Origin of the sequence: Streptomyces spororaveus (assembly GCF_016755875.1) — a bacterium.
Lineage (GTDB): Bacteria > Actinomycetota > Actinomycetes > Streptomycetales > Streptomycetaceae > Streptomyces > Streptomyces spororaveus.
On sequence record NZ_BNED01000005.1, the window covers coordinates 6259174 to 6276792 of the forward strand.

General features: G+C 72.1%; 17 protein-coding genes. 9 read left to right on the forward strand and 8 right to left on the reverse strand.

Translation table 11 applies throughout. From position 1 onward, the window contains the following. Positions 1-47: 47 nt before the first annotated feature. From Sspor_RS30755 to Sspor_RS30765, 3 genes are read right to left on the reverse strand one after another with little or no spacing between them, the layout of a single operon-like run. Entirely contained in the window at positions 48-800 is a 753-nt protein-coding gene (locus Sspor_RS30755; RefSeq protein WP_202202012.1) for a CoA-transferase subunit beta, read from the reverse strand. Next, on the reverse strand, positions 797-1648 hold the full coding sequence (locus Sspor_RS30760) for a CoA transferase subunit A (protein ID WP_202202013.1): 852 nt from the start codon (positions 1646-1648) through the stop codon (positions 797-799). The genes Sspor_RS30755 and Sspor_RS30760 overlap by 4 nt, the downstream gene beginning before the upstream one ends. Further along, a complete protein-coding gene (locus tag Sspor_RS30765; RefSeq protein ID WP_202202014.1) occupies positions 1645-2394 on the reverse strand; it encodes an enoyl-CoA hydratase family protein in 750 nt (249 codons plus the stop codon). Before Sspor_RS30765 ends, Sspor_RS30760 begins: the two co-directional genes overlap by 4 nt. A gap of 56 nt (positions 2395-2450) precedes the next feature. Between Sspor_RS30765 and Sspor_RS30770 the strand changes: the two genes are divergently transcribed. The 3 genes from Sspor_RS30770 to Sspor_RS30780 all read left to right on the forward strand — a co-directional run bounded on the left by Sspor_RS30770 (position 2451) and on the right by Sspor_RS30780 (position 4640). Further along, positions 2451-3215 (forward strand): SDR family oxidoreductase, encoded by a 765-nt coding sequence (locus Sspor_RS30770; RefSeq protein WP_202202015.1) that lies wholly within the window; start codon positions 2451-2453, stop codon positions 3213-3215. Between the two features lies 1 nt (position 3216). Beyond that, positions 3217-4128, forward strand: a complete 912-nt coding sequence (locus tag Sspor_RS30775; protein ID WP_202202016.1) for an SDR family oxidoreductase — start codon at positions 3217-3219, stop codon at positions 4126-4128. Between the two features lie 74 nt (positions 4129-4202). After that, complete coding sequence (locus tag Sspor_RS30780; RefSeq protein ID WP_202202017.1) at positions 4203-4640, forward strand: VOC family protein; 438 nt, start codon at positions 4203-4205, stop codon at positions 4638-4640. 291 nt (positions 4641-4931) lie between these two features. Here Sspor_RS30780 and Sspor_RS30785 read toward each other — a convergent pair whose 3' ends face one another. Beyond that, entirely contained in the window at positions 4932-5621 is a 690-nt protein-coding gene (locus tag Sspor_RS30785) for an HAD family acid phosphatase (RefSeq protein ID WP_237404103.1), read from the reverse strand. Positions 5622-5732: 111 nt separating this feature from the next. Then, positions 5733-6629, reverse strand: coding sequence for a hypothetical protein (locus Sspor_RS30790; protein ID WP_202202018.1), 897 nt, complete (start codon positions 6627-6629; stop codon positions 5733-5735). 176 nt (positions 6630-6805) lie between these two features. Between Sspor_RS30790 and Sspor_RS30795 the strand changes: the two genes are divergently transcribed. Then, the gene (locus Sspor_RS30795) at positions 6806-7558 is read left to right on the forward strand and encodes a S1 family peptidase (RefSeq protein WP_254723033.1); all 753 of its coding nucleotides are present in this window, start codon (positions 6806-6808) and stop codon (positions 7556-7558) included. 222 nt (positions 7559-7780) lie between these two features. Here the strand turns inward: Sspor_RS30795 and Sspor_RS30800 are convergent, their stop codons facing one another. Both Sspor_RS30800 and Sspor_RS30805 read right to left on the reverse strand, forming a co-directional pair. Further along, complete coding sequence (locus Sspor_RS30800) at positions 7781-8119, reverse strand: winged helix-turn-helix domain-containing protein (protein ID WP_202202020.1); 339 nt, start codon at positions 8117-8119, stop codon at positions 7781-7783. Continuing rightward, positions 8116-8535: a hypothetical protein gene (locus Sspor_RS30805; protein ID WP_202202021.1), complete on the reverse strand. Its 420-nt coding sequence runs from the start codon at positions 8533-8535 to the stop codon at positions 8116-8118. Before Sspor_RS30805 ends, Sspor_RS30800 begins: the two co-directional genes overlap by 4 nt. Positions 8536-8681: 146 nt before the next feature. Between Sspor_RS30805 and Sspor_RS30810 the strand changes: the two genes are divergently transcribed. The 4 genes from Sspor_RS30810 (at position 8682) to Sspor_RS30825 (ending at position 14848) form a co-directional block, all read left to right on the forward strand. Continuing rightward, positions 8682-9044 (forward strand): chorismate mutase, encoded by a 363-nt coding sequence (locus Sspor_RS30810; protein WP_237404104.1) that lies wholly within the window; start codon positions 8682-8684, stop codon positions 9042-9044. A gap of 41 nt (positions 9045-9085) precedes the next feature. After that, complete coding sequence (gene pepN / locus Sspor_RS30815) at positions 9086-11617, forward strand: aminopeptidase N (RefSeq protein WP_202202022.1); 2532 nt, start codon at positions 9086-9088, stop codon at positions 11615-11617. 421 nt (positions 11618-12038) lie between these two features. Continuing rightward, on the forward strand, positions 12039-13442 hold the full coding sequence (locus tag Sspor_RS30820; RefSeq protein ID WP_202202023.1) for a pyridoxal phosphate-dependent decarboxylase family protein: 1404 nt from the start codon (positions 12039-12041) through the stop codon (positions 13440-13442). Beyond that, on the forward strand, positions 13439-14848 hold the full coding sequence (locus Sspor_RS30825; protein ID WP_202202024.1) for a lysine N(6)-hydroxylase/L-ornithine N(5)-oxygenase family protein: 1410 nt from the start codon (positions 13439-13441) through the stop codon (positions 14846-14848). The genes Sspor_RS30820 and Sspor_RS30825 overlap by 4 nt, the downstream gene beginning before the upstream one ends. 110 nt (positions 14849-14958) lie before the next feature. On the opposite strand, the gene Sspor_RS30830 is transcribed toward Sspor_RS30825, so the two are convergent. Further along, positions 14959-16779, reverse strand: coding sequence for a bifunctional metallophosphatase/5'-nucleotidase (locus Sspor_RS30830; RefSeq protein WP_202203975.1), 1821 nt, complete (start codon positions 16777-16779; stop codon positions 14959-14961). Positions 16780-16906: 127 nt separating this feature from the next. On the opposite strand from Sspor_RS30830, the gene Sspor_RS30835 reads away from it, so the two are divergent. After that, complete coding sequence (locus tag Sspor_RS30835; RefSeq protein WP_202202025.1) at positions 16907-17608, forward strand: SIMPL domain-containing protein; 702 nt, start codon at positions 16907-16909, stop codon at positions 17606-17608. The last annotated feature ends 11 nt before the right edge of the window (positions 17609-17619 follow it).

Sequence of the window (17619 nt, forward strand, 5' to 3'; positions counted from 1 at the left end):
TCGCCGTCGTCGCTGTCGCCGTGGTCGTCGTCGCCATCGTCATCGCCTCAGACCCGCACTTCGCGGTCGCGCAGCCCCTTGGGGTCGATCACCTCGCGGATCAGCCGCAGTTCCCCGGCCGTCGGCTCGCGGGTGAACGGGACCTCGCCGGTGATCGCCGGCTCGAAGCCGGTCGCCGCCAGGACGTCCTCGACGGTGACGCCGGGGTGCAGGGAAGCCAGGCGCATCACGTGGCCGGGCCCGGCGAAGTCGAAGACCCCGAGATCGCTGACCACCCGGGGCAACCGGTGGAAGCGGGTCACCCCGGCCGCCTCCGCGCGGTCGTAGCCGACCCCGCTGACCATGTCGACGCGCTCGACGAACACCCGCTTCGAGTGCTTGGGCACCCAGTAACTCACCGGATTGTTCAGGGTGTTCACGGGCGCGCCGCGCACCCCGAGGAGCTGGCGGGCCGGCCGCTCCCAGTCGCCGATGCACGAGATGTTCTGGTTGCCGAACCGGTCGATCTGGCTGGCGCCCATCATCACGTGCCGCCGGCCGCCGGTGACCATCGTCAGGTGGCGCCGGTACGGGAGCCAGCCCTCGGCCGTGCCGTCGAGCCCGACGAGCATCGCCTCGCCGTCGGTCAGCAGCAGATCGGGGGAGAAGGTCCGCTTCGCGAGACGGGCCCCGAAGGAGGGGATCAGGCCCATCGGGCTGGCGAGCACCTCGCCGTTGTCGCGCCAGGCCTCGGCGCAGGCGATCACGCAGTACTCGGCGCGGGAGACGGTGCGCGGGGCGGTGGTGTCGGTGGTCGTCACTGCTGCTCCTCGTGCCAGGTCCGGACGGCCAGCTGGTAGTCGTGCTCGCCCGCCCCGGACAGGAAGCGGGCCGAGAACTCGTCCCAGGGGGTGGCCGCGTACAGCTTCTGGAACGCCTCGTCGCGGTCGTAGTCGGGGACGCAGGAGGTGAAGTGCGCGCCGTTGGGGGTCTCCACGACCCCGGTCACGGAGTGCCGGCTGACGAGGAGGGACTGCGGGGGCCCGGCCTTCGCGAGCTCGGCGGTCTCGACGAGCTGCTCGCAGGAGACGTAGGCGGCGTCGGCGGCCTCGCAGAAGAGGTCGTCGAAGTACGGGTCCGGGCCCAGGTACTGGGCGTTGCCGAGGCAGTCGGCGCGGTTGAGGTGGACCAGGGCGGCGTCCATGCGCAGGGCGGGGACGGCGACGAGTTCCTCGCCGTCGTCGTAGGGGGACGTGACGGTACGCAGCTCCGGGTTGACCCGCATCACGTCGGAGCCGAGTCCGGCGCGGACGGGCAGGAAGGGCAGCCGGTTGGCGGCGGCGTGCAGGCCCCACATGAACATGGCCTCGTCGTACTCGGTGAGGGTGAAGGCGGCGCGTTCGCGGGCGGCCCGGAAGTGCGGCTCCAGCGGGATGGAGTCGAGGGTGGCGAAGGGGGCGACGAGTCTGCGGATCCGGCCGGCGGCGGCCAGCAGGCCGACGTCGGGGCCGCCGTAGGAGATCACGGTGAGATCGGTGATCCCGGAGCGGAGCAGTGCCCGCACCAGGGCCATGGGCTTGCGCCGCGATCCCCAGCCGCCGATGCCGATGGTCATGCCGCTGTGCAGCTGCCCGACCACCTCGTCGGGGGTCATGGACTTGTCGGTCATGAGCGCTCTCCCTTCCCGAAGGTGTCGCGGACCCGGTCGGCCACCCCGCTGAGGTTGGCCTCGAAGGTGAAGCCCTGCTCGAAGCGGTAGCTGCGGCGTACGTCCACGGGGTCGATCCCGTTGATGGCCGCCTTGGCGAGCCGGATCAGGTAGCCGTCCTTCTTCGCGATCTCGGCTGCCAGTTCCAGGGCGGCGGCGCGCAGCTCCGTACGCGGGACCACCCTCCAGACCGAGCCGTGGGCGTGCAGTTCGGCGGCGGTCGCGGTGCGCGAGGTGTAGTACAGCGCGCGCATCAGGTGCTGCGGGACCAGCCGGGCCAGGTGGGTGGCGGCGCCGAGCGCGCCCCGGTCCAGCTCGGGCAGTCCGAAGGCGGCGTCCTCGGAGGCGACGATCGCGTCGGCGTTGCCGACCAGCCCGATGCCGCCGCCCAGGCAGAACCCGTGCACGGCCGCGACGACCGGTACCTCGCACTCGTACACGGCGGCGAAGGCCTCGTAGCAGCCCCGGTTGGCGCCGACGAGGGCGGAGTGCCCGGTGTCGCGCTGCATCTCCTTGATGTCGACGCCCGCGTTGAAGCCGCGGCCCTCGGCGGCGAGGACGACGCACCGGATCTCGGGGTCGCGGCCGGCGGCGCGCAGGGCGTCGGCGAGGTCGTACCAGCCCTGCACGGGGAGCGCGTTGACGGGCGGGAAGTCGACTGTGACGAGTGCGATGCCCTTGTCGGGGCTTGCGGTGGAGACACCCATGAGCGGATCAGCTACCTTTCCACCAAACATTTGTTAGGCGAGGAAGGTAGCAGCCCATGGAGCTCGACGGGAGGGTTGTCGTCGTCACCGGAGGAACCCGGGGCGTCGGCGCCGGGATCGCCCGGTCGTTCCTCGCCGCAGGCGCGGACGTGGTCGTCTGCGCCCGGCGGCCCCCGGAGGAACCGGTGACGGCGGACGGGCGGACGGCCGCCTTCACCCCGGTCGACCTGCGCGATCCCGCCGCCGTGCACGAGTTCTTCGGCGCGGTCGCAGGCCGGTACGGGCGCCTCGACTGCCTGGTCAACAACGCGGGCGGCACCCCGTACCGGCTGCTGGGAGAGGGCGAGGCGCAGCGCCACGCGCGGGTCGTCGAGCTCAACCTGCTCGCCCCGATGACCGCCTCGCTCGCGGCCCGCCCCTGGCTGCGCGAGGCCCGGGGCTCGGTGGTCATGATCGGCAGCGTCAGCGGGACCCGCCCCTCACCGGGGACTGCCGCGTACGGCGCCGCCAAGGCGGGGCTGGAGAACCTGGCCCGGTCCATGGCCGTGGAATGGGCGCCCGAGGTACGGGTCAACTCACTGGTGCTCGGCATGGTGCGGACCGAACTCGCCCACCTGCACTACGGCGACGAGACCGGCATCGCGTCGGTCGGCGCCACCGTCCCGCTGGGGCGGCTCGCGGAACCCTCGGACGTGGGCGCGGCCGCGGTGTTCCTGGCCTCGGACCGGGCGGCGTACGTGAGCGGGGCGAGCCTGCTCGTGCACGGGGGCGGGGAGCGCCCGCCGTTCTTGGATGCGGCAACTGTCAACAAGGAGAACTGAGATGGCGGGACTGTGCGAGGGCCGGGTCGTGATCGTGACGGGCGCGGGGCGGGGGCTGGGGCGCGCCCACGCGCTGGCCTTCGCGGCGGAGGGGGCGAAGGTCGTCGTGAACGACCTCGGGGTCGGGCTCGACGGGCTGCCGGGGCCGGACGGCCCGGCGGCACAGGTGGTGGCCGAGATCGCGGCACTGGGCGGGCAGGCCGTCGCGCACGGCGGGGACATCGCCACCTCCGGGGGCGCGGCCTCGCTGGTGGCGGCGGCCGTGGACACCTTCGGCCGCCTCGACACCCTCGTCAACAACGCGGGCTTCCTGCGGGACCGGATGCTGGTCAACCTGGACGAGGACGACTGGGACGCGGTGATGCGGGTCCACCTGAAGGGCCACTTCCTGCCGCTGCGGTCGGCGGCCGCGTGGTGGCGGGCGGAGGCGAAGGCGGGCCGGCCGGTGGCGGCCCGGGTGGTCAACACCTCCTCCGGGGCCGGACTGCTGGGCTCGGTCGGACAGGGCAACTACAGCGCGGCCAAGGCCGGGATCCTCGGCCTCACGGCGGTCGCCGCGCAGGAGATGGGCCCCTACGGGGTCCAGGTCAACGCCATCGCCCCGGCGGCGCGGACCCGGATGACGGAACGGACCTTCGCCGAGACCATGGCCGCCCCCGGGGCGGGCGGCTTCGACGCGATGGCCCCGGAGAACGTCTCCCCGCTGGTGGTGTGGCTGGGCGCGGACGCCTCGGCGGGGGTCACTGGCCGGGTGTTCGAGGCGGAGGGCGGCCGGATCACGGTCATGGAGGGCTGGCGGCCGGGCCCCACGGCGGACCGGGGCGCGCGCTGGACCCCGGCGGAGGCGGGGGAGGCCGCCGCGAAACTGCTCGCGGCGGCGCAGGCTCCGCTCCCCGTGTACGGCGCGCGGTAAGCCGGGGCCGGTGTCCCGCCCCATAGGGTTCTGTGGTCCGGGAGGACCGGAGAACGAAGGGACAGGAGCCGGCGATGGCCATCACACCGAGCCCGCAGAAGATCACCACGTTTCTGATGTTCGAGGGGCGGGCGGAGGAGGCGATGACCTTCTACCTCTCGCTGTTCGACGACGCCGAGGTGCTGGGCATCAGCCGCTACGGCGCGGACGACGCCGGGGGCGGGGAGGAGGGGAAGGTGCGGCACGCCTCCTTCTCCCTGGCCGGGCAGACCCTCATGTGCATCGACAGCTCGGTCAAGCACGAGTTCGGCTTCACGCCCGCCGTGTCGCTCTACGTCCAGTGCGACGGCGAGGCCGAGATCGAACGCCTCTACGGAGCCCTCGCCGAGCAGGGCACGGAGCTGATGCCGCTGGGCTCGTACGGGTTCAGCGCCCGGTTCGGCTGGGTGAACGACCGCTTCGGCGTCTCCTGGCAGCTGAACCTGCTGGACGGGCCGGACGCCGCGGCGTAGCCGGGGGAGTCGCCCCCGCAGGTGAGCCGGGACTCCGCGGCGGCATGGAACTGCGCCAGGACGCGGCACGGAAGCGGGCCCGGCCCCCTGGCGAGGGGTCGGGCCCGAGTCTTCACCGGTGCGGTGACCTATGACTACCCGCTCCATCCACCCGCTGAACCGCAATCAGCCCATCATGTTGTCCATTTCCCGCTCCGAGACCGCGGGCCGCGGATCCTGGGGCCGGGTGGACCCCGCCCGGCCGGCCTGTCCCGGGCCGCGGACCCCGGTCAGGAGAAGGCCGGGAGACGGTCAGGAGAGCTTGCCGTTGTAGTCCGGCAGCTTGACGGTGCGCTCCGCGTGACCGCCGACGAGGTCGGTCGCACTGTTGCCGATGTTGGCGATGATCGTGTAGCCGCGCGCCTCGATCTCCGCCCGCTTGCCCGTCTTGTAGGCGCTGACCTCCTCGAACAGGTCCGGCAGATCGCGGACGTAGAGCCCCGAGACCGGGTAGCCCACGGCCTTCAGGTTGCGCTCGGTGAGGGAGTGGATGATCCCGGGGCGGGCGGTCACGAAGAAGATCGCGACGCCGCGCTCCTGCGCGTACTGGGTCAGCGCGCGGACCTTGGCGATCGCGGGGGTCGGGAAGGTCCAGAACCAGTGGAAGTCCGTCTCCAGCGAGGTGTTGTCGATGTCGAGGACGAGGGCGGGCTTCTCGCCGGCGGGCGATGCGGCGATGCGCGCCTCGATGGCGGGCCGGGCCGCGTCGATCACGGCGGCGACGTCCCGCTGCCAGGTGGCGTAGTCGATGCCGAGGATCGCGGCGTTGCCGCCGGGCGCGGAGGCGGCCGGGGCGGCGGACACGGGCGCGGACACGGGCGCGGGCGCCGGGACGGGCGCGGCCTGGGCGGCGGTGGCCGGAACCAGCGTCAGGACGGCGGCGGCCGCGGCCACGCCGGCGGCGGCGGTACGGGGCATACGGGTGCGGCGGGTGCTGCGCATGGGGGGCGCTCCTCGGTCACGAGTTGGCATGTACGTGACCAGAGTTGGCGAGAATCGAACCCCTGTCTACTGGCCGGTAGGAAACTTTTCGTGACCGCGTGATGAATGGATCTACGTGAGGCAGTCGAGGACCGTGTGGCACAGCCCGCACCGGGCCCGCAGCCGCCCGCGCACCGGCACCCGAAGCCGCTGCGCGCACACCGGGCACGGGAAGCTCACCCGCAACCCGCCGCCGTCCTCCGCCTGTTCGAAGCGGTACGCGGAGCCGCCGGCCGGACCGGCCCCGCCGCGCCGCGCCCTCGCGTACCGCCGCCGCTCCAGCGGCCCGGCGGCCGCCAGCGGGGCCCGGCGGTGGTCGCGCTCGGCCCGCGCCCGCCCGCGTACGTACGCCTCGTACGCCTGGGGGCTGGTGAACCAGGTGGCGGGGTCCTCGCCGAACAGCGCGGCGCGCTTGGCGAGGACGTAGCCGAATTCCTCCGGCGTGAGGTAGCCGAACCTCTGGTGGGTCAGCGCGTCCTCCCGGTAGGCGTCCAGGAGCAGCCAACCCGCACCCAGGTACGCGGCCGCGGTGTCGGTGAGGATCTCGTTCTCGGCGGTGCCGGGGAAACGCAGGTCCAGGCGGTGCAGCAGGACGTGCGCCGCCTCGTGCGCGAGGGCGGCGGCGAGGTCGCGGCGGTGCGTGCGGAAGCGGTCGCTGACCTCGACGAAGTACTCGGGCCCCGCGGTCAGCTCCACGGTGGCGGCCTGCTCCATCGCGCGGAAGGAGACCACCATGCGCGCGTCGGGCAGCCGCAGCGCCCGTACCGTCGCGGCCGCCACCCGCTGCGCGCCCAGGTGGAGGTCGTCGGTGGCGCCGAAGGCGGCGTCGGCGGGGGCGAGGCTCGTGTCGTAGGCGTGGATGCCGTCGGCCGACAGCCGGCGGAAGAGCGCGGTGATCGAGGCACGCACGGTGGCCAGATGCGGAAATCCGTGCTCGACGGGACCGCTCCGTGCTCTGTTCTGCGTCATCGAGCCCTCCTTACCGCAATCTCTTCCGCTGGGGCGGGAGTTGGCCGAAACTGCCTTCTTGATGTCCGCCACACGCCTGTTGTGTCATGGACCCGTCATTCACCCGATGACGCGCACGCACAGCCCAACCCCCCACGAAAGGCAGTGTGTTGACTGTGACCACCCTTGTGCAGTTGATGAAGCGCACCCTCGCCGTCGGCGCGGTCGCCCTCGCCGCCGTCAGCCTCCAGCCCGGCACCGCCTCCGCCGGCCCGGCCCCCGTCGTCGGCGGAACGCGCGCCGCCCAGGGCGAGTTCCCGTTCATGGTGCGCCTCTCCATGGGCTGCGGCGGCGCCCTGTACACCCAGCAGATCGTCCTCACCGCCGCCCACTGTGTGAGCGGCTCCGGCAACAACACCTCCATCACCGCCACCGCCGGAGTCGTCGACCTCAACAGCTCCAGCGCCATCAAGGTCAAGTCCACCAAGGTCCTCCAGGCCCCCGGCTACAACGGCAAGGGCAAGGACTGGGCCCTCATCAAGCTCGCCAAGCCCATCAACCTGCCCACCCTCAAGATCGCCGACACCAAGGCCTACGACAACGGCACCTTCACCGTCGCAGGCTGGGGAGCCGCCCGCGAAGGCGGCGGCCAGCAGCGCTACCTCCTGAAGGCCAACGTCCCCTTCGTCTCCGACGCCAGCTGCCAGAGCTCGTACGGCAGCGACCTCGTCCCCGGCGAGGAGATCTGCGCCGGCCTGCCCCAGGGCGGCGTCGACACCTGCCAGGGCGACTCCGGCGGCCCCATGTTCCGCCGCGACAACAACAACGCCTGGATCCAGGTCGGCATAGTCAGCTGGGGCGAAGGCTGCGCCCGGCCGAACTACCCCGGCGTCTACACCGAGGTCTCCACCTTCGCCGCCGCGATCAAGAGCGCCGCGGCAGGCATGTAGCTCCCCCCCGCTCGTCCCGCCCGCCCTTCCGGCCGGCCACGCACCGGCCGGAAGGGCGCGGCACCCCGCCGCACGGCTGCCCGGCCTTTGCGGCCCCGCCGGCGTTCGAGGCGCGGGGCCCGGGGCTGTGAGCCCCGGAAGGCTCCGGCGCAGTCCGCCCGCGCCGCGACCCCGGACCCGCACACCCCGCCGTACCGCGGCCGCAGGCCCCGCGGACACGGCCTAGCCCAGCGCGATGGCCCGAAGCGCCGCCAGATGCCGCTGGTAGACCGCCCGGCCCTCGGAGGTCAGCGCGACCCAGGTGCGCGGACGCCGCCCGACCCGGCCCTTGCGGACCTCCACCCAGCCCGCCTCCTCCAGCGCCGCCACCTGCTTGGACAGCACCGAGTCCGAGACCTCGACCAGGTCCCGTACGAAAGCGAACTCGGCCTTGTCCAGCGGAGCCAGCGCCGCCACCACCGACAGCCGTACGGGCGCGTTCAGCAGCGGCGCGAGGTCGTGCCGCGGATGCCCGCCCCGCTTCGCCCGCGCCCCGCCGCCCTCGGCCGGCTCGTCCGTCATACCGCACCCCGCATCTCGGTCCAGGCGCCGACGGCCGGCGCCAGCGCACACGCCAGCGCGCCCACCGCCGCGAACGGCACCCCGTGGCCGAACACCGCCGTGCCGACCGTGATCGTCAGGGCGAACACCGTCGCCCAGGACCCCATCATCACCCCGTGCTTCACACCGAACCCCCGCCGCATCACGCGCTGCCGCGCCGCGTACACGCTCAGTCCGGTCACCAGCAGCGCGTTGGTCACCGCGAACACCACCGCCGAGACCGGCCCGTGCCACAGCACGGCGATCGGCACGAGCACCAGCTGCCCGGCCGCGAACGCCCACAGGTAGCGCGCGTACCAGCCACTGCGCTGCCGCGCCGCCCGCTCCAGACCGGCCGCCCGCCCCAACGCCCCGACCGCCTTCGCCGTCTCCTGCATGGTTCCCCCTCGCTCGCACACGGATGACCTTCCCCGGTCGATTTCCACTATGGCGAGTACTTTCCAATCCGGCAAGTACAGGGGTGCCGTCTCACAGGACGACTGCCCGAGGAACCGACGGCCACCGCCACGTATTCTCGGGAACCATGAACATCAGCGACCTCGACAACGGCAACGGCACCGGCACCGGCGCGGCCGACGACGCCGCAGGCATCGACGAGAGCGTCACCGCCGAACTCGCCCGCCTCCGCGACAGCATCGACAACATCGACGCCGCCGTCGTCCACATGCTCGCCGAACGCTTCAAGTGCACCCAGCAGGTCGGCCACCTCAAGGCCCGCCACCAGCTGCCCCCCGCCGACCCGGGCCGCGAAGCCAGCCAGATCGCCCGCCTGCGCCAGCTCGCCGAGAACGCCAAACTCGACCCCGCCTTCGCCGAGAAGCTCCTCAACTTCATCATCGCCGAGGTCATCCGCCACCACGAGACGATCGCTGCGGGCGAAGAGTAGAAGCTCGGGGTCCGGCCGCCCACTGCGGCAGCATGGGCCCCATGTCCGCACTCACGCGCAACGAAGCGCAACTCCGAGCCCAGCTCATCGACGTCCAGCACTACGCCGTGACCCTCGACCTCACCGGCGACGACGACGAAACCTTCGACTCGACCACCGTCGTCCGGTTCACGGCCCGCACCGCCGCAGACACCTTCATCGAGCTGAAGCCCGTCGAGCTGCGCTCGGCCACCCTCGACGGCAACCCCCTCGACCCGGCCTCCCTCGCCGACGACCGGCTGCCGCTCACCGGCCTCACCGAAGGCCCCCACGAGCTGCACCTCGACACCCGCATGCGCTACTCCCGCACCGGCGAGGGCCTGCACCGCTTCACCGACCCCGCCGACGGACAGACGTACGTCTACAGCCAGATGTTCATGGACGACGTCCAGCGGGTCTTCCCGGCCTTCGACCAGCCCGACCTCAAGGCCGTCTTCGAATTCACCGTCACCGCCCCCGCCCACTGGACCGTCCTCGCCAACGGCATCACCACCCGCACCGGCGCGGCCCCCGACGGCAGCGGCGCCGCCATCTGGCAGTCCGCCCCCACCCCCCTCATCTCCACCTACCTCGCCGCCGTCGCCGCCGGCCCCTGGCACAGCATCCGCACCGAACACGCCGGACTGCCCTTCGGCATCCACTGCCGCCAGTCCCTCGCCCCCCACATGGACGTCGACGCCGAGGAAATCCTCTCCATCACCAAGGACTGCTTCGACCGGTACCAGGAGAAGTTCACCGAGCCCTACCCCTTCGACTCCTACGACCAGGCCTTCGTACCCGAGTTCAACGCCGGCGCCATGGAGAACCCCGGACTCGTCACCTTCCGCGACGAGTTCATCTTCCGCTCCGCCGTCACCGACACCGAACGCCAGTCCCGTGCCATGGTCATCGCCCACGAGATGGCCCACATGTGGTTCGGCGACCTCGTCACCCTCGCCTGGTTCGACGACATCTGGCTCAACGAATCCTTCGCCGAGTACATGGGCTACCAGACCCTCACCGAAGCCACCCGCTTCACCGACACCTGGACCGACTTCGGCGTCACCCGCAAGCCCTGGGGCTACGACGCCGACCAGCGCCCCTCCACCCACCCCGTCGCCCCCACCCCCGAGGACGTCCCCGACACCGCCTCCGCCCTCCTCAACTTCGACGGCATCTCCTACGCCAAGGGCGCCTCCGCCCTGCGCCAACTCGTCGCCTGGCTCGGCGAGAAGGACTTCCTGGCCGGCATCAACACCCACTTCGCCCGCCACAAGTTCGCCAACGCCTCCCTCGCCGACTTCATCGACTCCCTCGCCGCCCACACCGAACGCGACGTCCGCGCCTGGGCCGACATCTGGCTGCGCACCACCGGCATCGACACCCTCACCCCCCGCATCGAGGAATCCGAAGGCCGCCCCGACACCGCCGCCGGCTGGACCCTCACCGTCGACCGCCGCGGCAGCCGCCCCCACCACATCGCCGTCGGCGTCTACGACCGCGACCCCGCCGACGACCGCTTCCTCGAACTGCGCGAACTCCTCGACATCGACATCCCCTCCGACGAGGTCATCTCGGTGACCGGAACCCGCCCGGCCCTCCTCGTCCTCAACGACGTCGACCTCACCTACGCCAAGGTCCGCCTCGACGACACCTCCCTCGAAACCGTCCAGCGCGGCCTCTCCGGCATCCCCGACGCCCTCACCCGCGCCGTCGTCTGGAACGCCCTGCGCGACATGGTCCGCGACGGCGAACTCGACCCCCACGCCTACCTGGCCACCGCCTCCGCGCACCTGCCCGAGGAGGACGACCTCGCCATCGTCCAGGGCGTCCTCGCCTTCGCCCGCACCCAGCTCGCCGTCCGCTACCTCGCCCCCGAGGAGCAGTCCGCCGCGCTCGCCACCCTCACCACCATCGCCCGCGACCTGCTCCGGCGCACCGAGGACGGCTCCGAGCCCGGCATGCGGCTCACCGCCGTACGCACCCTCGTCGACAGCGCCACCCAGCCCGACACCATCGCCGCCTGGCTCAGCGACGACACCGTCCCCGGCGGCCCCGCACTCGACCCCGAGCTGCGCTGGCGCATCCTCGGCCGCCTCGCCGTCCTCGGCGCCGTCGGAGAGGCCGAGATCGACGCCGCCCTCGCCGCCGACACCAGCGCCACCGGCCAGGAAGGCGCCGCCCGCTGCCGCGCCGCCCTCCCCACCGCCGAGGCCAAGGCAGCCGCCTGGGACCGCCTCTTCCACGACGACAGCCTCTCCAACTACCTCTTCAGCGCCACCGCCCAGGGCTTCTGGCAGCCCGAACAGGCCGAACTGCTCGCGCCGTACGTCACCCGCTACTACCCGGAGGCCGTCGCCCTCGGCGCCCGCCGCGGCCCGGCCATCGGCGAGGCCGCCGGCCGCTGGGCGTTCCCCGCCTACGCCATCGACGAAGCCAACCTCCAGGCCGGCCGCACCTGCCTCACGAACCCGGACATCCTGCCCCTCCTGCGCCGCAAGCTCGTCGACCAACTCGACGACCTCGCCCGCGCCCTCAAGGTCCGCCGCCCCTGACCCCAAGGGCCGGAGGCCACCCCCACCCAACCTCCGGCCCCGGGCCCCGGCCCCCGGGCCACGGCCTCCGGCCCCCGGCCTCCGGCCCCCGGGCCACGGCACCGGGCCACGGCCCCGGGGCCGCAGCCCGGCCTGCCGCCCCGGCCCGGGGCCCGGGGTCGTTGCCCCGGTCCTGGCTTCCGGCCCCGGCCCCGGCTCTGGCCTCCGGCCCCGGCCGGGGGCCGCCTGGCCTGCGGCCGCTCCCCGTGGTCTGCTGCCCCGGACCCTGTCTCGGCCCCGCCGTCGGCGTACGCGGGCGCGACGGTGCGCGTGAACTCCGGACAAACCCCGGCGGTTACCCCATTCGGGTCTGATCGTTGTACCGGCCGGGTGCGGTGCCCGCCCCGCCCGCCCCGCACCCGGCCAGCCCCCGGAGGACCCGATGACCGCGCAGCCCGGCACACCACCCGCGCTGCCCCCGCTCGCCGGAGGCCCCGGCGGGCCCACCGCCCTGCGCCCCCTCCTCGACACCGTCCTCGACGCCCTCACCACCGGCGCCCACGACCGCCACGGCCCCCTCCCCGCCGGCGGCCCCGACGCCGTCACCGCCCGCGTCCACGCCGTCCTCGGCGACGCCGGCGTACTCCCCGCACACGGCACCGGCGCCCACGAAGCCCTCCGCACCCTCGTACACACCCTCGCCGCAGGCGCCGCCGACCCCGCCGACCCCCTCTGCGCGGCCCACCTGCACTGCCCCCCGCTCGCCGTCGCCACCGCCGCCGACCTCGCCGCCGCCGCCCTGAACCCCTCCCTCGACTCCTGGGACCAGGCCCCCGCCGCCTCCACCCTCGAAGCCCTCCTCACCCGCACCCTCGCCGCCGAGTTCTACCTCACCCCCCACGCCGACGCCCTCGTCACCACCGGCGGCACCGAAGCCAACCAACTCGCCGTACTCCTCGCCCGCGAACGCCACGGACCCGCCCTCACCGTCCTCCACGGAGCCAACGCCCACCACTCCCTCCCGCGCGCCGCCTGGCTCCTCGGCCTGCCCCCGGCCACCGAACTCCCCACCCCCGCAGGCACCCTCGACCCCGCCCGCCTCGCCGACGCCCTCGCCACCACCCCCGGCCCCACCCTCGTCACCGCCACCGCCGGCACCACCGACGCCGGCCTCATCGACCCCATTCACCGCATCGCCGACCTCTGCGACCGCTACGGCGCCGACCTCCACATCGACGCCGCATACGGCGGCCTCCTCGCCCTCAGCCCCCGCCACCGCGACAAACTCGCCGGACTCGACCGCGCCCACTCCATCACCGTCGACCTGCACAAACTCGGCTGGCAACCCGTCGCCGCCGGCCTCCTCGCCGTCCCCGACACCACCCTCCTCACCCCCCTCGCCCACCAGGCCGACTACCTCAACGCCACCGACGACACCGAAGCCGGCCTCCCCGACCTCCTCGGCCGCTCCCTGCGCACCACCCGCCGCCCCGACGCCTTCAAGATCGCCACCACCCTCCGCGCCCTCGGCCGCGACGGCATCGCCGCACTCATCGACCGCACCATCGACACCGCACGCCACCTCGCCCGGCTCCTCGACGCCCACCCCCGCTTCGAACTCCACGCACCCCCCACCCTCACCACCGTCCTCTTCCGGCCCACCCACGCCGACGACGACCACCTCGCCACCCTGCGCCGCACCCTCCTGCACCAAGGCCGCGCCGTCCTCGGCCGCACCCACGCCGACGGCCGCCTGTGGCTCAAAGCCACCCTGCTCAACCCGCACACCACAGCGGGGGACCTGGACCAGCTCATCTCCCTCCTGGAAGGCAGCACCCACCGATGACCGCCCAGCTCGACACCCCCCACGACCTCGTCGGAATCGGGATCGGCCCCTTCAACCTGTCCCTCGCGGCCCTCGCCCACGGCCTGCCGCAGCAAGGAGTCGGCGAACTCGCCACCGCCTTCTACGACCAGCGCCGCGACTTCCGCTGGCACCCCGGACTCCTCATCGAAGGAGCCACCCTCCAGGTCCCCTTCCTCGCCGACCTCGTCACCCTCGCCGACCCGGCCAGCCCCTGGAGCTTTCTCAGCTACCTCAAGCACAAGGAACGGCTCTTCCCCTTCTACTTCGCCGAGCAGTTCCACATCCACCGCGCCGAATACGACGCCTACTGCCGCTGGGTCGCCGACCGCCTCCCCGGACTCCACTTCGGCCACCAGGTCGACGCCGTCCGCTGGAACCCCGAACGCGACCTCTTCGAAGTCGACTTCACCCAACTCGACGCCACAGGCGAAGCCGAAGCCCTCGGCCGCACCTACACCCGCAACCTCGCCCTCGGCATCGGCACGTCCCCCTACGTCCCCGAACCCCTGCGCCCCCTCGCCGACGCCCCCACCGTCCCCGTCATCCACTCCGCCGACTACCTCGACAACCGCCGACGCATCCTCGGAGCCGAACACGTCACCGTCATCGGATCAGGCCAGTCCGGAGCCGAAGTCTTCCTCGACCTCCTCCGCGCCCGCCCCGCCGGCCGCGAACGCCTCACCTGGCTCGCCCGCACCCCCTCCTTCGCCCCCATGGAGTACTCCAAACTCGGCCTCGAACACTTCACCCCCGACTACACCCGCTACTTCCACTCCCTCCCCGAACCCGTACGCGACCAGCTCGTCCCCACCCAATGGCAGCTCCACAAGGGCATCGACGCCGACACCATCGCCGCCATCCACGCCGAGCTCTACCGCCGCACCCTCCACGGCGGCTGGCCCGACACCGTCCTCACCCCCGGAGTCAGCGTCCGCACCGCCGGACGCGTCGCCACCACCAAGGTCGAACTCCACCTCGAACACATCGAGCAGGGCACCCGCTCCCGCCTCACCACCGACGCCGTCATCCTCGCCACCGGCTACCAGGAACGCCCCCTCGGCAGCCTCCTCGCAGGCCTCGACCCGTACCTGCGCAAGGACTCCTCCGGCCGCCCCCGCATCGACGACCGCTACCGGATGATCCTCGACCCCAGCGTCACCGGCAGCATCTTCGTCCAGAACGGCGAACGCCACACCCACGGCGTCGGCGCCCCCGACCTCGGCCTCGCCGCCTGGCGCAGCGCCGCCATCCTCAACACCCTCACCGGCAAAGAGCCCTACCCCCAGCCGGCCCGCACCGCCTTCACCACCTTCGGCCTCGACCAGCGCGAACACACCCGCCCCCGCCCCACCGGCGAACTCCTCCCGCTCGTCGACCACCCGTAGGGGGCACCCCCCCCGCCACGAGCGCGGCGCCCACGTCCACACCACCCCCTGAACACACACAGGGCCGGGACCCGCCGCCGCGGACCCCGGCCCCCTCGGGCGACCGGCGCCTAGAACACCGCGACCCCGGCCCGCGTCAGACGCCAGTCCACCGACGCGAACTGCGCCGGATCGACGGTCCCCTTCGCCTTCACCCACTGGATGATCGTGTTACGGATCTCGTCCGAGTTCGCCCACACCTGCTTGGCCTGCGGAACGTGCGGGAAGTTACCCCCACCCGAAGCCCGGTAGTTGTTGACCGCCAGCACGAACTGCGCCGCCGGATCCACCGGCTTCCCCTGGAACGACAACCCCGTGATCCGCGACCCCGCCGGCTGCGCGATGTCGATGTCGTACGCCAGCCCGTACACCGCGTCGTAGTTGTAGTCCGGGATGCTCTCCGCGTTCGTCAGCTTCGCCGGATCCACCGGAGCACCCGGAGCCGTCTGCACGAAGTACCGCGCCGAGTACTCCAGGTAGTCCTTCACCTGCGCACCCGTCAGCAGCCGCGCCTCCATCGTGTTCTCGAACGGATACAGACCCGCCGCATCCCTGATCGTCACCTGACCGGCCGGAATCGCCGCGGTCCGCGAGAAGCACGACGCCTGCGACAGCACCGGCAGCGCCGCCCACTCCGAACCGGCCAGCGCCCCCCTCACCGTCTCCGCCTGCACATGGCTGATCAGATCGATGATCGCGACGTCCTTGAACGCCCCCTCCGCCGACGACATCGCCTGCGTCGACGTACCGATCACCTGGTTCACATACGCCACGACCTTGCGGTGCTCGTCCGACAGCAACCGCGTGATCTTCTTGTCCTCCGCGACCGTGTTCGAGTTCAGCACCTTCGCCGCGACCTTCGCCACCGACCAGCGGCCCTTCTCCCACGTCAGCTCGAAGTCGAACAGCGTCAGCCGCTGCCCCCACTTCAGCGGCTCCGACAGCACCACGTCCTTGCCGGTCGCCTTGTTCTTCACCCGGTACTCCGGGATCTCCGTGTGCGCGTGCCCCACCAGAATCGCGTCGATCCCCGGCACCTGCTCCGCCACCAGCGCCGCCGCGTTCTCGATGTACGGCAGCTGGTCACCGTACGAGGACGTACCGCTCGAACCGGAATGCGCCGACACGATCACCACGTCCGCGCCCATCGACCGCAGCTTCGGCACGTACTTCGCCGCCTGCTCCTCCAGCCCCGGGAACGTCATCTTCCCCTGCACGTTCGCCTTGTCCCAGATCGCGATACCCGGGTTCGTCAGCCCCAGCACCGCCACCTTCACATCACGCCCGCACGGAGTCCGCAGACAGTGCATGCTGTACGGCGCGAACGCCGGCCGCAGCGTCTTCGCGTCCAGCGCGTTCGCCCCCAGCAGCGGGAAATCGCACTGCTCCTCGAACTTCCGCAGCACCGGTATGCCGTAATTGAACTCGTGGTTCCCCAGCGCCGCCGCGTCATAACCGATCGCGTTCATCGCCTGCGCCATCGGGTGCACCGGACCACGCCGCGCGGTGATCGGATCCACCTTCGCGTAGTAGTACGACAGCTGCGTGCCCTGGATCGTGTCACCCGCATCGATCAGCAGCGTGTTACGCCGCCCCTTCTCCGCCCGCACCTGCTCCACCAACGTGGAAATCTTCGCCAGACCGACGTCGTTGTGCGCCTTGTCGTCGAACTCCTTGTCCGTGAAGTAGTCCCAGTTGAAGACATTGCCGTGCAAGTCGGTCGTACCCATCACCGTGAACGCGTACGTCCGCGCACCGGACCCGGACCCGGACACCGGCCCCTTCGCATCCCGCGGAGCCGCCGCCGCCGGGGTGCTCGTGGCCCCCGCCAACGCCACGGCCGCACCCGTCGCAGCCGAAGTACCCAGGAAAGTCCTACGGTCGAACGCCATGCCATCTCCCTTTTGAGGCCTGAACAACGCGCGTAGATTCTGACCCACCGGTAACAGGCCGCAACACCCCCGCCAGGTTTCGATCCGATGACCACACCCGAACGAGCGACAGTGCGACAGTGAAACCATGACCCAGGACGCATCGCACCAGCCCTACGGAACCCCCGAAGTACCCCGCGTAGCAGTCCGCGGCGAAGCCCGCCTCGAAGTCGACCCCGAGATCGCCCGCATCGGAATCACCGTCAGCGCCCGCGGCACCGACCGCCGCACCGCACTCGAAGACCTCACCCGCCGCAACAACACCGCACTCGACCTCATCAAGAGCTACGGCGACCCCGTCGAAAAACTCGAAACCGGCGCCTTCTCCATCACCCCCGAACTCACCCGCCACGGCCGCGCCGAACGCATCCGCGCCTACCACGGCCGCGTCCACATCACCGCCGAACTCAGCGACTTCACCACCCTCGGCGAACTCACCACCCGCCTCGCCGACCTCGAACTCACCCAGGTCGACGGCCCCTGGTGGGCTCTGCGCCCCACCTCACCCGCCCACGGCCAGGCCCGCCGCCAAGCCGTACTCGAAGCCGTCCAGCGCGCCCGCGAATACGCCGAAGCCCTCGGCGCCAACCTCGCCGCCCTCGTCGAACTCGCCGACCTCGGCGCCGAGAACGCCGCCCCCTTCACACCCGCCCCCGGCGCCGGAATGCGCACCATGGCCTTCAGCGCCACCGAAGACGCCGGCCCCCCGCCCCTCGACCTCGAACCCCAGCGCCAGACCGTCTACGCCCAGGTGAACGCCCGCTTCACCATGACCCCTCCACAACTCTGAAGAACCCACGA